At 62.0% G+C, this 14,785-nt stretch carries 10 protein-coding genes; 4 read left to right on the forward strand and 6 right to left on the reverse strand.

Translation table 11 applies throughout. From position 1 onward, the window contains the following. Window positions 1–438: 438 nt before the first annotated feature. Window positions 439–2,595: an elongation factor G gene (gene fusA / locus JNL55_RS01330; RefSeq protein WP_293848466.1), complete on the forward strand. Its 2,157-nt coding sequence runs from the start codon at window positions 439–441 to the stop codon at window positions 2,593–2,595. A gap of 74 nt (window positions 2,596–2,669) precedes the next feature. Here the strand turns inward: fusA and JNL55_RS01335 are convergent, their stop codons facing one another. The 6 genes from JNL55_RS01335 to JNL55_RS01360 form a co-directional block, all read right to left on the reverse strand. Further along, on the reverse strand, window positions 2,670–3,695 hold the full coding sequence (locus JNL55_RS01335; RefSeq protein WP_293848467.1) for a serine hydrolase domain-containing protein: 1,026 nt from the start codon (window positions 3,693–3,695) through the stop codon (window positions 2,670–2,672). Between the two features lie 65 nt (window positions 3,696–3,760). Next, window positions 3,761–5,266 carry an ATP-binding cassette domain-containing protein gene (locus JNL55_RS01340; protein ID WP_293848468.1) on the reverse strand — a complete coding sequence of 502 codons (1,506 nt, stop codon included), beginning with the start codon at window positions 5,264–5,266 and terminating at the stop codon, window positions 3,761–3,763. Continuing rightward, window positions 5,239–6,099: an MBL fold metallo-hydrolase gene (locus JNL55_RS01345; RefSeq protein WP_293848469.1), complete on the reverse strand. Its 861-nt coding sequence runs from the start codon at window positions 6,097–6,099 to the stop codon at window positions 5,239–5,241. Before JNL55_RS01345 ends, JNL55_RS01340 begins: the two co-directional genes overlap by 28 nt. Window positions 6,100–6,138: 39 nt before the next feature. After that, window positions 6,139–7,059 (reverse strand): transglutaminase family protein, encoded by a 921-nt coding sequence (locus JNL55_RS01350; protein WP_293848470.1) that lies wholly within the window; start codon window positions 7,057–7,059, stop codon window positions 6,139–6,141. Then, complete coding sequence (locus tag JNL55_RS01355; protein WP_293848471.1) at window positions 7,056–9,473, reverse strand: circularly permuted type 2 ATP-grasp protein; 2,418 nt, start codon at window positions 9,471–9,473, stop codon at window positions 7,056–7,058. The genes JNL55_RS01350 and JNL55_RS01355 overlap by 4 nt, the downstream gene beginning before the upstream one ends. Window positions 9,474–9,499: 26 nt before the next feature. After that, the gene (locus tag JNL55_RS01360) at window positions 9,500–12,850 is read right to left on the reverse strand and encodes a DUF2126 domain-containing protein (protein ID WP_293848472.1); all 3,351 of its coding nucleotides are present in this window, start codon (window positions 12,848–12,850) and stop codon (window positions 9,500–9,502) included. A 197-nt stretch (window positions 12,851–13,047) separates the two neighbouring features. On the opposite strand from JNL55_RS01360, the gene JNL55_RS01365 reads away from it, so the two are divergent. The 3 genes from JNL55_RS01365 (at window position 13,048) to JNL55_RS01375 (ending at window position 14,732) form a co-directional block, all read left to right on the forward strand. Next, complete coding sequence (locus tag JNL55_RS01365; RefSeq protein WP_293848473.1) at window positions 13,048–14,133, forward strand: HDOD domain-containing protein; 1,086 nt, start codon at window positions 13,048–13,050, stop codon at window positions 14,131–14,133. A gap of 63 nt (window positions 14,134–14,196) precedes the next feature. Further along, a complete protein-coding gene (locus JNL55_RS01370; protein ID WP_293848474.1) occupies window positions 14,197–14,361 on the forward strand; it encodes a hypothetical protein in 165 nt (54 codons plus the stop codon). A 20-nt stretch (window positions 14,362–14,381) separates the two neighbouring features. Continuing rightward, complete coding sequence (locus JNL55_RS01375) at window positions 14,382–14,732, forward strand: DUF1840 domain-containing protein (protein ID WP_293848475.1); 351 nt, start codon at window positions 14,382–14,384, stop codon at window positions 14,730–14,732. Window positions 14,733–14,785: the final 53 nt, after the last annotated feature.

Below are 14,785 nucleotides of genomic sequence, written 5' to 3' on the forward strand. Positions count from 1 at the left end.
ATCGTCGGCGACGCCGTCATCGTGTACGAGGCGGACATTCAGCTCTGAGCCCGCTCACCGGCAGCGGTCAGGACGACCCTGGCTGCTCCAAGACCGTGAATTTCCTACGACTTCGGCGGCCACAACCATGGTTGGCCGCCCCACCCGGGCTGCCCGATCACCCCCGGTAACAACGCAGTCCCTTGATTTACCGGGCCCTATCCGGCGCCACGGCCGGACGTCAGCCGCAGCCCCGAAAGCTGCCGCCAACCGCCGTAAATTGTCTTTCTCTTACAACGACTTCTGGGAATCTTTCGGGTAGAATGCGCGCCCTTCGCCTGGGCGCCCCGGTTGGGTTCGGCCTGGGTAACAGCATTGGCGCGGTTTTCCAGTAGAATCCGCGCCCGCTCAATGACCCACAAACCTAGCTGCGCACAGACCTCGTAACGGAAATCCGACATGCCCCGTACTACTGCCCTTGCCGATATTCGCAATATCGGCATCATCGCCCACGTCGACGCCGGTAAGACCACCACCACCGAACGCATCCTGTATTACACGGGCCGCAAGCACACGATCGTCGACGTTCACGACACCAAGGATTTGAAGTCCTCGACCACGACGGACTACATGGAGCAGGAGCAGAAGCGCGGTATCACGATTCAGTCGGCCGCGGTGTCGACCTTCTGGCGTAACAAGAAGATCAACGTCATCGACACTCCGGGCCACGTCGACTTCACCATCGAAGTGAATCGCTCGTTGCGCGTGCTCGACGGCGCAGTCGTCGTGTTCGACGGCGTCGCCGGCGTGGAGCCGCAGTCTGAGACCAACTGGCGCCTCGCCGACAACTACGGCGTGCCGCGTCTTTGCTACGTGAACAAGATGGACCGCAGCGGCGCCAACTTCCTGCGCTGCGTGGACATGATCAAGAAGCGCCTCGGTGCGCGTCCGTTGCCGGTGCAACTGCCGATCGGCTCGGAAGACAACTTCAAGGGCATGGTCGACCTGATCGAAATGAAGGCGCTGGTGTGGGATTCGGACGATCGCGACGCCAAGCCGGTCGAACACGCCATCACTGCGGACATCGCCGACAAGCTCGGCATCACCGTGCCGAGCGATCGCAAGATCCTGGCCGACATCGCCAAGTTCCGTACCGAGCTGATCGACACCTGCTTGGAGCAGGACGATGCGGCCATGGAAAAGTACCTGGAAGACGGCGTCGAGCCCTCGCCCGAGGTGCTGCGCAAGTGCCTCCGCAAGGGCACCATCACCGCCGTGTTCAACCCGGTGCTGTGCGGCTCGTCCTATAAGAACAAGGGCGTGACCCAGATGCTCGACGCCGTGGTCGACTACCTGCCGGCCCCGACCGACGTCGAAGCCATCAAGACCGTGGACCAGGACGGTAACCCGAACGGCGAGCGCAAGAGCTCGGACGACGAGCCGTTCTCCGGCCTGGCGTTCAAAGTGCTCAACGACGCCTACGGCGCGCTCACCTTCGTGCGCGTGTACTCGGGCGTGCTGACCAAGGGCATGTCGGTGATGAACTCGACTCGCGGCAAGCGCGAGAAGATCGGCCGCATGGTGGAAATGTTCGCCAAGGAAGCCAACCCGATCGAAGAAGCCCGCGCCGGTGACATCATCGCGCTGGTCTCGCTGGCCGAAACCGAAACCGGTGACACGCTGTGCGCCTCGGAAAGCCCGGTGATCCTGGAGCGCATGCGCTTCCCGGACCCCGTCATCAGCGTCTCGGTGAAGCCGAAGAACAAGGCCGAACAGGAGAAGTTCGGCACCGCGCTGGGCAAGATGGTCCGCGCCGATCCTTCGCTGCGTCTCGAAACCGATCGCGAAACCGGCCAGACGATTCTGCGCGGCATGGGCGAGCTGCACCTCGAAGTGACGCTCGACCGTATTCGCACCGAGTACAACGTCGAAGGCATCATGGGTCAGCCGCAGGTGGCCTACCGCGAAGCCTTCACCAAGACCATCTCCGAACAGTACGTCCACAAGAAACAGACCGGCGGTTCCGGTCAGTTCGCCGAAGTGTGGATCACCTTCGAGCCGCTGGAGCGTGGCGCCGGCTTCGAGTTCGTCGACGAAACCGTCGGTGGCTCGGTGCCGCGTGAATACGTGCCAGCCGTCGAAAAGGGTCTGCGCATGCAGAAGGAAGATGGCGTGCTCGCCCATTATCCGACGGTGGACTTCCGAGCCCGCCTCACGGACGGCAGCTACCACGACGTCGACTCGAACGCGCTGACGTTCGAAATCGCCGCCAAGGCTGCGTTCCGCGAAGCCATCCGCAAGGCCGGCCCGATCCTGCTGGAGCCGGTGATGAAGGTCGAAACCGTGACCCCGTCCGACTACCTGGGCGACGTGATCGGCGACATCAATCGCCGCCGCGGCATGATTCAGGAACAGCTCGAGCGTGGCACCAACATCGCCGTCGTGGCCACCGTGCCGCTGTCGGAAATGTTCGGCTACATCGGCCATCTGCGTGGCATGACCTCGGGTCGCGCCTCGTACACGATGGAGTTCTCGCACTACGATCCAGTGCCGAAGAACGTGGCCGACGTGGTCATCGAGGAAGTGGCCAAGGCGCGTGCGGCCCCGAAAGGCTAAGTCACTCGCAGCTCTGGGATGAGCCAAAGGGCGGTGTCTGCGGACACCGCCCTTTTTATTTGCGCCCGTTTTGTTTACTTCACCCGGAGGGCCGGCAGCAGCCGATCTCTGAGCCACAGCATGGGCTCGAGCATGTCGGGCTGATTGAAGCGCGTGCCGGTGGTGAGCATCACAGCGTCCACGCCTGGCATGATCATCAACACCGAGCCGCCGTTGCCTTGTGCCCACCACAGTTTGGTCTGGGGCAGATTCGGATCCTTGGTGTGATCCAGCCACCAGAGATAGCCATAGCGCTGGTTCATGCCTGGAATACTGGTGCGCTCAGTGGTCATGGCCTCGATCCAGGCCTCGGACACGATACGCTTTTGTTGGTAAGCACCCCGCCCCAGGATCAACTCGCCGATCTTGAGCAGATCGTCCGGCGGCAGTCGCAAGTGGCCACCCGTGTCGACACCGTGCTTGCGGTCCCAGTACTGCCATTCGGCGCGTTGTACTTCGATGGGCACGAATAGATATTTGAGCGCGAATGCATCGGGAGCCAGATTGACCGCTGCTTCCAGGATCTCGCCCAACGCCACCACGTTCCCGGTGCAATAAGAAAATTCCTTGCCTGGGTCGGCGCGCATGCGCTGCTCGCTCCAGAAGGCGACCCAATCGCGCTGCCGATACATTTTGTCTTCGTGACCCGGCGATTTCGGATCCCAATCGTTGCAATCCAAACCGCTGCGCATGGTCAGCAGATCTTCGAGCGTCATCGCCGCCTTGCGTGCGTCCTGCTCGAAGACTCTGCGCCGCGCCGGCAGCAGATCCATGACCTTGGTTTGCACCGACGGAATCGCGCCTTGATCGATGGCGATGCCGATCAGCAGCGCGGTGATCGATTTGGTGGCTGAGCGAAGATCTGGCGGTCGCTTGGCTAACGTCGGCGCTACTGCCCGACCGACCACTTGGCCGTCCACCTGCATGATGAACGACTCGAATCCGGGGTGAATGCCGCTTGCGACTTCTTCAGCAATTTGTTTGGCCGGCTCTAACACTGCTTCGGCGTGCAGTACGCCAAAACATAGTGAGGCCAGCAAACCAGCGATTGTTCTGAACACCACGAGCCTCGTCGATTTGCTACAGCTGCATGATGCGGAGCGCTGCTGCGGGGTCGCACGCGATGCTAGTCGATGTCGATGAGCTGCACTTTACCGCCGCGATTGATTCGCAACACATGCTTCACCGCCGGCACGATGTCTTCCGGGTCGTGCACGGCCATGACGATCTGGGTGCCTTGCTTGGCGAGTCGCTCGATGAAGCTCAGCACCGTGCCGCGAACATCACCGTCCAATCCGGTGCAAGGTTCGTCGAGCAGCAATAGTTCCGGATCGTTCATCATTGCTCGGGCGAACAGCGCCATGCGCATCTGGCCGTATGACACTTGTCGCGGGCCGCGAGCGCGAAGATGTTCGATGTTGAAGAACTGTAACCAACGCTCTGCGGCCTTGCGGTCTGCTTTGGTGGGGGCGTCGTTCAGGCCGACGCTGGAGTAGCGGCCGGAGATCACGATCTCTTCAATCGAGCCCGCCAAGAAATGATCGGCCTGCAGTTCAGGCGACACCCAGCCGACGCGATGTTTCCACGCTTCGATGTGTGTGCCTTTGATAACTCCATCCCGCTCGATGGTGCCACCCAGCGCCGGATGCAGATCGCCGTAGATGAGATTCAGCAGCGAGCTCTTGCCCGAACCGTTGGCACCGAGGATGGCCCAGTTCTCACCGCGTTCCAGAGTCCAGTCGAGTTTATGAATGACCGGACGGTAGTCACGAAACAGGTTGGCGTTGCGGATGATGAACAGCGGCTTCGCCGACGCTCGCTTACGAGGCTTAGCCGCCGCAGCCTCGGGCTGCCGCGCCCGCGCGGTAGAAAGTCGTCCGGCCGATGCACGCCCAGAAGTCGCGACAGTCCGGTTTTTCTTTTCGGCAGCATGAGCGATCGGCTGCTCGTGGCCGATCGGGCCGGCCGACACAATTCGCCCGTGCTGAATGTGCGCCATGTGCGTCACATTCTTCGGCAACTCTTTCGGCCGATGTGAAGTGATGATCCAGTCGTGCCCGCCTCGTGGCTGTTCCAACGCTTTGCTGAGTTTCGCCTTGGCGCGAACATCCAAGCCGTTGAACACTTCATCCAACAACAGCACCGGCGCCCCGCCAGCAAACAACCGTGCTACCAACGCCAGCCGGCGCTGGCCATAGGAAAGCGTCAGGATGCGCCGATTCCTCAATCCCCACAGCCCGAAGCGTCGAATCACTCGCGACACGCGCTCACGCTGAGCGTGCGAAGGCTTGGTCAAAGGAATGTCTTCGTCGAACAATCCCGTCGTCACCACTTGAGTGACCGTGAGATTCCAATCGTAGCGAACGTATTTGTCTTGCCGCTCAGGCCCGACGTAGGCGATCTGCTCTTTCAGCAGCGCAGTCACACGCCGCTGGCGACCGGTGGGCGTGGGCCACACATCGCCGCGAAGCATCTTGAGCAACATGGTTTTACCGGAGCCGTTGGCTCCGATCAGCGCCCAACGCTCGCCGCGGCGTAACGTAAAGCTGACCTCGTCGAGCACTTTGTGCTCAGCGAAGATCAGCGAACAATGGGCCAATTCAATCAGCGGGGCGGATTTTGCAGCGACCACAGGGCGTTGAGTTCCGGCGAGTCGCGCACGACTCGACCGTCTTCTTCCAGTTTCAGCAGATGGGCCAGTAGCGAACCTTTCGCCACTGGATGCAAGCGGGCATCGACATCGTCATAAACGCTGCCGACCAAGCTATCCAAATTCGCCGAGCCCAAGCGGCCCAGCCGCTCCGCAACCTTGGCCTCGCGTTGCAACCGATGGCCGACGATACGAACGATCTCAGCCTGAGCATCTTCGATGGTCAAGCCATGACCAGGCGCGATACGCGTCGCCGGTTCTTTCTGTAAGCGCGCCAGCGAACGCAGGTAGTCGCCCATGCTGCCATCGGGCGGCGAGATGACCACCGTCGAGCCTTGCATCAAATGATCGCCGGTGAACAACAGCCCGGTGCCTTGGAGCAAATAACAAAGATGATTCGACGCATGTCCCGGCGTATGCAGGGCCCGCAACACCAGCGACCCGATTGTGACTTCATCGCCGTCCTTCAACACGACGCTGGGCGCGAAGCCTGCATCCTGCCGACCATGCACAGGCGCCGGCATGCCCATGATGGTCGCACCGGTCGCGTCAGCCAGCGCCTGAGCGGCCGGCGAATGATCGGGATGCGTGTGAGTCGCGAGCACGGCTTCGATGCGCCCGCCGGTTTCTTTGAGGATGCGCTCGACATGCACAGCATCCTCCGGCCCCGGGTCGATGACCACGTACGAGCCCTGACCGACCAGATAGGTGTTGGTGCCCGGCCCGGTCATGAAGCCGGGATTACGAGCCACGAGCCGGCGCACACCAGGCGCGATCTCGTCGAGTTGACCGGAAGCTAAAGGCACGGAGGACATGGGGTGCAAGAATAGCACCGCTGCCGACGGTGACGCTCGTCAGTGGGTGCCATCGCCCGTCGCGATACCGACAGGCAACTTCTCCACATGGACTTTGACCGTCAGCGTATGCGAGCCACCGCCGAGAATAACGCCGCGAAGCGGCGAAACGTCGCCGAAATCCCGGCCCCAGGCGATAGCGATGTGATCCAGGCCGGCACGCACGCCGTTGGTGGGATCGAACTCGACCCAGCCGAGAGGCGGGCAGAACACGGCGACCCAAGCGTGAGACGCATCGGCTCCGACTAGCTGAGGCGCGCCGGCACGCGGTGTCGTTCGCAGATAGCCGCTGACGTAACGAGCAGCCAAGCCACGAGCGCGCAGGCAAGCAATCATGAGATGCGCATAGTCCTGACAAACTCCACGCTTCTCTTGCAGCACTTGTAACAACGGCGTCGAAATGTTGGTGACGCCGGGCGTGTACTTCATCTCGCGATACAACTTCATCATCAACGCATCGGCCGCTGTCAACAGCGGACGCCCGGCCGGGAAACAATCGGCGGCGTACTCGGTGAACGCTTGCTTGATACGAACATACGGCGACTCGACCCGGTAACGCAGCGCTTCGAGCTGCTCATCGCCAGGCGGTCGCGCGGTGTAGAACAAACGATTGCGCGCACGCTCCCAAGCCTCACTCGGCGCCGCGGACGTACGACGTTCGCGCACCTCGACCTTCATTTCGCTGGTCACTGACAAGCGTTGATGCGGCCGGGTGAACTCCAACCGTTGCAGCGGATTGCCGAACGCGTCGATGGCGTCCTCGTTGCCCGACGGCTCCGGGCTGATGCGAATCTGCTGATCGCTACAAGCTTGGTGCTCCATGGCTCGCGGCACGAGATGCAGCAGGTGGTGAGCGTGCACGACCTCAGCGCTGTACTCGTACAACGTTTCATGGGTCACGTTGTAAGTAGCGGTGCTCATGCAGTCACCGCGTGCAGGTCGAGCTCAGTATGCGAGAAGTGCCGCATCGACAACCGATCCGACAACAGTAATGAAGCATCCGTGATCCCGCTGAGCTTCTTGGAAAAAGCCTGTCGCGCCAGATCCGCGTTGTAGCCACTCCCTTCGAGCGCGCCGAAGTCAGTCTCGATGACGTCAGTAACCGCCTGCCGGAAAAAGTCAGTCGGCAACTCGCCCGCCGACTCGCTCAACTGTTGGGTCACCGTACAGATCTCGTGAGTCAGGAAGGCCAGCGAGCGCGGGCTTTTCGCGTCTCGCACCAGCAATTGCAGGAGCGGCACCAGCCGCGGTCGATCGAGGTAACGAGTGCGATAAGCAATCGTGCCGCTGGCGATATCCAGAATCCACTCTAACTCACCGCGCGTCGGTGCTGCTTCGGCCAAGCGACGCGACAACAGTGACGCCAGAAACGAAATTCGTTCCACCCGTCGCCCCAGCATCATCAAGCGCCAGGCGTCGTCTTGAATCATGTCGTCATGCGCGAAGCCGGACAGCGCCGCGACGGACAAGGTCAATCGATCCAACGTCTCTCGCGCATCGCTGCTACTAGAAGCGGCATCGTGATACTGACGCTGCACGACACCGATAGCGCGCCAATGTTCGGAGGACAAGCGACCGCGCGCTTGCGTCGCTGACCATTGCAGGCGCTGTAAGTCGGCGGCAATGCCGAGCTGATGCTGAGTATCGAACAAGCTCGTGGCCGGATCGGACTCCTTGCTCGTGACACCGACGTGCCGACAAGTATCGACAGCACGCGGCCACACTTCGGAGCGACGCTCCAACGCCAGCGTTCCCCGTAGCAACCGAATCTTGTCTTCGCAGCGGGTCGCGTAGCGCCCCAGCCAATACAAATTCTCGCCCACCCTCGACGGCAAGCTTTCGCTTCTGGGCCGGCTGCGAGGGGTGAACTCGGTCGCCTGGGGATCGGCATCGTCGGTGCCCAACACCCAAACGTCTTTGCTACCGCCGCCGCGCTGAGTGGAAACGACATCGGCATAAACATCCGACGCGATGCGCGCCATGCCGCCAGGAATCACTTGATAGCCATCCGGCCCGGCAATCGCGTAGACGCGCAACGACAGCGCACGACCGGCCAGCCCCGTGCCGCGCCACACCGGAGTTTGTGACAATGCGAGCCGCTCTTGGGCCACGTAGGCATACGGCCGCGCTCGCAGGCGTCGAATCAGCTTGGCTCGCGCATCGCGAGTGAGATCGCGGCCGAACACTGCCTCGAAACGCTGATTGGGATACGCAGGCTTGATCACCAATCGATCCAAGCCTTCCAACACCTCTTCCAGCGCCGGCCGCTCGCCGCACCACCAAGTGGCCACCGACGGCAGCTGCAAGGTTTCGCCGAGCAGCCATTCGCTGATGGACGGTAGAAAACCCATCCACGCCGCCGATTCGATCACGCCGCTGCCCAGCGCATTGCCGAGCACGACGCGCCCAGCGCGCACCGCTTTCAACAAGCCCGGCACACCGAGCGCCGAGTCGGCACGCAGTTCGGCCGGATCGCAAAAGTCATCGTCGAGCCGGCGCAGCACCGCATGCACGCGCTTCAGCCCGCCGAGCGTTTTCAGATAAAGCGTGTCATCGCGTACCGTGAGATCCGAACCTTCGACCAGCGAGAATCCCAACTGCCGCGCCAGATACGCATGCTCGAAGTAAGTTTCATTGAAAGGGCCAGGAGTAAGCACGACCGCGAGCGGCGTCTCGCCTTCTTCGACGTTGGCGAGCAAGCCATCCCTGAGCGACGCGAATGCGCCGGTCAACGGACGCACGTTGATATCGTCGAGCAGATCGGAGAATACGCGCGACACGATGCGCCGGTTTTCCAACGCGTACCCCGGGCCGGACGGTGTCTGGGTTCGATCGCTCAGCACCCACCAGCGCCCGTCGGGCGAACGCGCCAGATCGGCGGCATACATATAAAGCCAGCGGCCGCCCCGCGGGACGGCGCCATGACAGGGCCACAAATAGTTGGGATGACCGAAGGCGATTTCGGCCGGCGCCGTGCCTTCCCGAAGCAGCCGCTGCGGACCATACAAGTCCCCCAGCAACGCATCGAACAGCCGCGCCCGTTGAATCACGCCGCGCTCGATACTTTGCCACTCCTGCGCCGACATGATGACCGGCAGCATGTCCAGCGTCCAAAGGCGATCCCGGCCCTGCGGATCGGCGTAGACGTTATAAGTAACGCCGTTCTCGACGATCAGCCGGCGCGCCAGCTCCACACCCCGCCGCACGGTGTCCGGCCCGGATTGCTCCAAGCGTTCCACCAATGCGCGCCAGTGCGGCCGGATACTGCCGTCGGGCGACAACAGCTCGTCATAACGCTGCAGATCGGGCTTATAAGTATGGAGCGAGGCGGACATTCGCACTGTCGAGGACGTGGAAACGATCACGTGCTTCTAAGATCCAGCGTAAACGCAAACTCAGCCGCCGTCGATGCGGGCGAGGCTTCAACACGCCCCGGGGTATGTCCCATACGGAAGAAGCGCGCCAGCCGCCGGCTCTCGGCCTCGAACGCATTCACCGGGAACACGGCGTAGTTGCGACCGCCCGGATGAGCGACGTGATATTGGCAACCGCCCAGCGAGCGATTCATCCAGGTATCGACGAGGTCGAACGTCAACGGCGAATGCACACCGATGCTGGGATGGAGCGCCGACGAGGGCTGCCAGGCGCGATAACGAACACCGGCGACGAACTCACCGACCGGCCCGGTCGGACGCAGCGGCAACGAGTGACCGTTACAAGTCATCACATATCGATCCGGCGCGAGACCGGTGACTTTGACCTGCACGCGCTCCACTGAGGAATCGACATAGCGAACGGCGCCGCCGGGCGCGCCCTCCTCGCCCATCACATGCCACGGTTCCAACGCTTGGCGCAGCTCCACATCCACACCGCCAGTCGCAAAGTCACCGTACTTCGGGAAACGGAATTCCAGATGGGGCGCGAACCAAGCGGCTTGCATTGGATAACCCGCAGCCGTCAACTCAGCCAGCACATCGCGCAGATCCTGCTCGATGAAGTACGGCAGCATGAAACGATCGTGCAGCTCAGTACCCCAACGCGCCAGCTTGGTCGGTTCATACGGCTGACTCCAGAACTTCGCGATCAACGATCGCAACAACAATTGCTGGGTCAGGCTCATGCGCGAATGCGGCGGCATCTCGAACGCTCGCATCTCCAGCAAACCCAAGCGACCGGTCGAGCTGTCCGGTGAGTACAACTTGTCCACGCAGAACTCGGCGCGATGCGTGTTACCAGTCACGTCGATGAGCAGATTGCGCAGCAGCCGATCGATCAGCCAGGGCGGCGAGTCCGTGGCAGCGGCCGGGAATTGTTTGAACGCCAGCTCCAGCTCATACAACGAATCGTTGCGAGCTTCGTCGACCCGCGGCGCCTGGCTGGTCGGCCCGATGAACAAGCCCGAGAACAGATACGACAGCGCCGGATGGTTGTGCCAATACGAAATCAAACTGCGCAACAGATCGGGCCGGCGCAGGAATGGCGAATCGCCGGGTGTCGCGCCGCCGAGCACGAAATGATTGCCACCGCCGGTGCCGGTATGGCGACCGTCGAGCATGAACTTCTCGGTGCTGAGGCGAGACTCGCGCGCGGCGTCGTACAAGTGAGTGGTGCGATCCACCATCTCATCCCAGCTTGCGGCCGGATGGATGTTCACTTCGATCACACCAGGATCGGGCGTCACTCGGAACACATTCAAACGCGCATCGGACGGTGGCTCGTAGCCTTCCAGCACCACGGGTTGCGACTGACTGCGCGCCACCGCTTCGATGGCCTGCACGATTTCCAGGTATTCCTCGAGCCGTCGCGTCGGCGGCATGAAGATGTACAGCACGCCATTGCGAGCTTCAGCGCACATCGCGGTACGAGTGATCCAATGCGCCGACTCGCCTTGCATGGGACGATTGGCGGGAATGGAATCGCCTCGTCCGCGTGTCTGCGACTCCGAGTTGCCGTCACTGCCGCGCCAGACTTGGCGGCGCAACTCCGCTTGCAGCGGCAACGGCTGTCGTCCGATTTGCGCATGCCTCGCCAACGGCGGCAGTGCTTCGCTCGGATCGATCGGATGCAGGAACGGATACTCGGCGTCCTTGACCCAGGGCTGCGAATCCAGCGGCAGGCGATAACCGATGGCCGAGTCGCCCGGAATCAAATAGCAACGTTCGGTGCGCAGAAACCAGGGACCGGTCTCCCACGCGCCACCGTTAGCACTGCGAGCGATGGGCAACACGTGACCGACGATGCTATCGAGCCCGGCACTGAACACCCGCGCCAGCCGGGCTCGTTCCAACGGATCCTCCAACTTGGAATCGCACGGATCGACGTTGCTGGGCAAGCGCCGCTCGCGCCACAAGTAATAAAACGCATCTTCGTACGTTGGAAACACGAACTGCGGCGTCAGTCCCAGCTGTCTCGCCACCGCCGACAGAAACTCATTGGCATGACGCTCGTTGGCGCCATAGTCGGCAGCTTCATCGGCGAACAGCGACGGCGCCGTCCAGATCGGTTCCCCATCCCGCCGCCAGTAACAATTCAGCGACCAGCGCGGCAATTGTTCGCCGGGATACCACTTGCCCTGACCGAAGTGTGCCAGGCCCTGCGGCGCGTATTTTTGTTTCAAGCGCTGAAACAAATCGCTGGCGCGTTGTCGCTTGGTAGGACCGAGCGCAGCGGTATTCCATTCGGCGCCATCCGGATCGTCGACGGCAACGAACGTCGGCTCGCCGCCCATGGTGAGACGCACGTCTTGCGCCAATAGATCAGCATCCACGGCACGGCCAAGCGCTTCGATCTGCGACCACTGAGCCTCGCTATAAGGCTTGGTCACGCGTGGCGCTTCCCACACGCGCTCGACCTTCATGTGATGCGAGAACTCGACTTCCGCTTCATCGACAGCACCACTCACTGGCGCTGCGCTGGAAGGCTCGGGCGTGCATGCCAACGGAATGTGACCTTCACCGGCGAGCAGGCCCGACGTGGGATCGAACCCGATCCAACCGGCGCCGGGCAGATACACCTCGCACCAGGCATGTAAGTCGGTGAAATCGGCCGACGGTCCGGACGGACCATCGAGCGCTTTGACATCGGCCTGCAGTTGAATCAAATACCCGGACACGAAGCGCGCCGCCAGGCCCATGTGTCGCAGCAGTTGTACCAACAACCAGCCCGAGTCGCGGCACGAGCCGGAGGCTTGCAGCAGCGTTTGCTCGGGCGTTTGCACGCCGGGCTCCATCCGGATCAGATAACGGATATCCTTGGCGAGCCGCTGGTTCAGACCGACTAGAAAATCGATCGTGCGCACCCGCTGGCGGGACAGCCCGGCCAGATACTCGCCGAAGCGAGGCGTGGGCGCATGGGTCACCAGGTAAGGCGCGAGCTCACGGCGCTCGGCCGGCTGATAATCGAAGGGAAAATGCTCGGCGTATTGGTCCAAAAAGAAGTCGAACGGATTGAGCACCGCCATCTCGGCCACCAGGTCGATCTCGATGCGCAGCTCGCTGGTTTTATCCGGCACCACCACGCGGGCCAGATAATTGGCTTCCGGATCCTGTTGCCAGTTGATGAAATGCTCGGCCGGCGTAATGCGTTGGGAATACGCCAGGATGCGGGTACGGCTGTGCGGAGCCGGCCGCAAGCGAATGAGTTGCGGGCCGAGCGACACACGCCTGTCGTAGCGATAGTGGGTGACGTGATTCAGAGCGACGTGGATCGACAAGCGGTGTTCCTTGCGGTCCGGGTAGACCGAATGCGGCACGGTCTGTCAGCGATGCAAATCTTAATCCAGCGGGCTCACGGCCCTGCAGCTACCAGCGCGCGTACTGCCGCACCAGCTCGGTGCGTCAGCCAGGTATCATCGCACCGGCGAGGAGCTTTCCGAGTCGAGCGGGCTCAGGCACAGGAGCGACGGCGAGCGTGACTCTAACCATCATTCTGATCGCAGCCTTGGTGGGGCTGGCCGTGTTCATGCTCGGCATGCGCGGTTCGGCATCGACGTCCAATCGTTCCCCGTCGGCCAGCGCGCCCCGTGCCGAAACTCAAGCGGTGACCCAAGCCAGCGACGGCGAAGGCCCGCCCTACGAAACTGAATCGACCGCCAGCGCCTATGCCGAAAGCTACAAGCTGGCGTTCGGCGTCCAACACATCGATTACGACATCTCCGGTCAGCACGCCGCGGTACTGGCCAAGGTCAATGACCATGCAGCGGCCGCCGTACATCAGCGCGACTATTTTCCGCGCCGGCCCATGTTGCTGCCCAAGCTGATGAAGGTGCTGAACGACGACGAAAGTTCGCGCCGCGAATTGGTGAAACTGATCCTGGAAGATCCGGCACTGGCCGGCAGCACTTTGCAACGAGCCAACAGCGCCGCGTATCGCTATTCGCCCGAGCCGGTGGATAGTCTGGACCGCGCCGTGGTGATGCTCGGTACCAATGGCATGCGCAGCCTGCTCGCCACCGCCATCCTGCAGCCGGTGTTCAAACAACCCAAAGGTTATTTCGACCACTTCGCCACGCTCACTTGGGAACATGCCCAACGCACAGCGGCCGCCTCCGAGGCGTGTGCACGCGCCATCGGCAACACCGATCCTTTCATTGCACAACTGATCGGCCTGCTCGGGCCGCTGGCCCGCATCGTGCTGTTTCGGCTGACGATGGAAACCTATCGCGAACAGCGGGACCTGCAGCCGCGCGCCGAAGTGTTCATTCGCGCCATGCAGCTGCAAGCGCCGAATGTCGCGGGCTTCATCGCCGCGACTTGGGAACTGTCCGATCCTTCGATCCGCGCCTTGCAGGAACAGACGGACAAAGTCGCGCCCGCCACCATGAGCCCGCTCGGTCAGGCCATTTATTTCGGCGACCTGTGCGGCGTGCTGACCCTGCTCACCAAGCGTGGCACCTATTCCGAAGAAGGCGCGCAGGCGTTACTGATGGAACAAGGTTTGAGCCGCGCCACCACGCTGAAAATCTGGCAGGCCGCGCTACGCGCCACAGACGAATAGCGCTCGGAACCCCGTCCCGACGGCAACCGTTCACTGGCTATCTGTAGTGAATGAGAGGCCGCCATGTCAGATCCACTCAAAACAGCGCTCAAACGCCATCCCCCGGGCCTGCATCGCATGCTGAATTACGGCCGCGAGCAAGGTAAAGTGGGTTGGATTTTGTTGTGGCTGCTGGGAGTTCCCATCCCGGTATTATTGGTTTTGTTCCTGATCCGCGGTTGTACCTGACGGCACTCGAGGCCTTACCCATGCTAGTCACCTTCCGCTCCACCGCGACCGAATCCATCACCATGTTCCAGGACGTCGCGATTCAGCTGCTGAAGCTGATGGGCGCGACCGGACGCATTCCGGGCGCGCTCGGCCCCGAAGATGTGGGCGACGCCTTGCAGAAGCTGGAACATGCCACCGAGCAGATCAAAGCCGGCACCCATGTGACGGCAGCCCGCCCGGCGGACAATGAGGACGCCCAGAACGAGGATGAGGACGAGGAACGCGAGGCGCCGGTGGACCTGGCGACTCGAGCGGTGCCGTTATTGAGCATCCTGAAGCGGGCCGCGGCGGCCAACGCCGAGGTCATGTGGGAGGCCAAAGGTAAGTAACTGCTTCCGCCGCCCCGGCATCAGCCGGGGTGGTAAACTGCTCCCTTGAGTTC

Source organism: Steroidobacter sp. (assembly GCF_016790065.1).
GTDB lineage: Bacteria > Pseudomonadota > Gammaproteobacteria > Steroidobacterales > Steroidobacteraceae > Steroidobacter.

What these genes read in the sequence shown, in the direction of transcription:
- JNL55_RS01355 (WP_293848471.1), bottom strand. Translation starts at nt 9,473, where the DNA reads ATGTCCGCCTCGCTCCATACTTATAAGCCCGATCTGCAGCGTTATGAC.
- JNL55_RS01350 (WP_293848470.1), bottom strand. Translation starts at nt 7,059, where the DNA reads ATGAGCACCGCTACTTACAACGTGACCCATGAAACGTTGTACGAGTAC.
- JNL55_RS01345 (WP_293848469.1), bottom strand. Translation starts at nt 6,099, where the DNA reads ATGTCCTCCGTGCCTTTAGCTTCCGGTCAACTCGACGAGATCGCGCCT.
- fusA (WP_293848466.1), top strand. Translation starts at nt 439, where the DNA reads ATGCCCCGTACTACTGCCCTTGCCGATATTCGCAATATCGGCATCATC.
- JNL55_RS01370 (WP_293848474.1), top strand. Translation starts at nt 14,197, where the DNA reads ATGTCAGATCCACTCAAAACAGCGCTCAAACGCCATCCCCCGGGCCTG.
- JNL55_RS01375 (WP_293848475.1), top strand. Translation starts at nt 14,382, where the DNA reads ATGCTAGTCACCTTCCGCTCCACCGCGACCGAATCCATCACCATGTTC.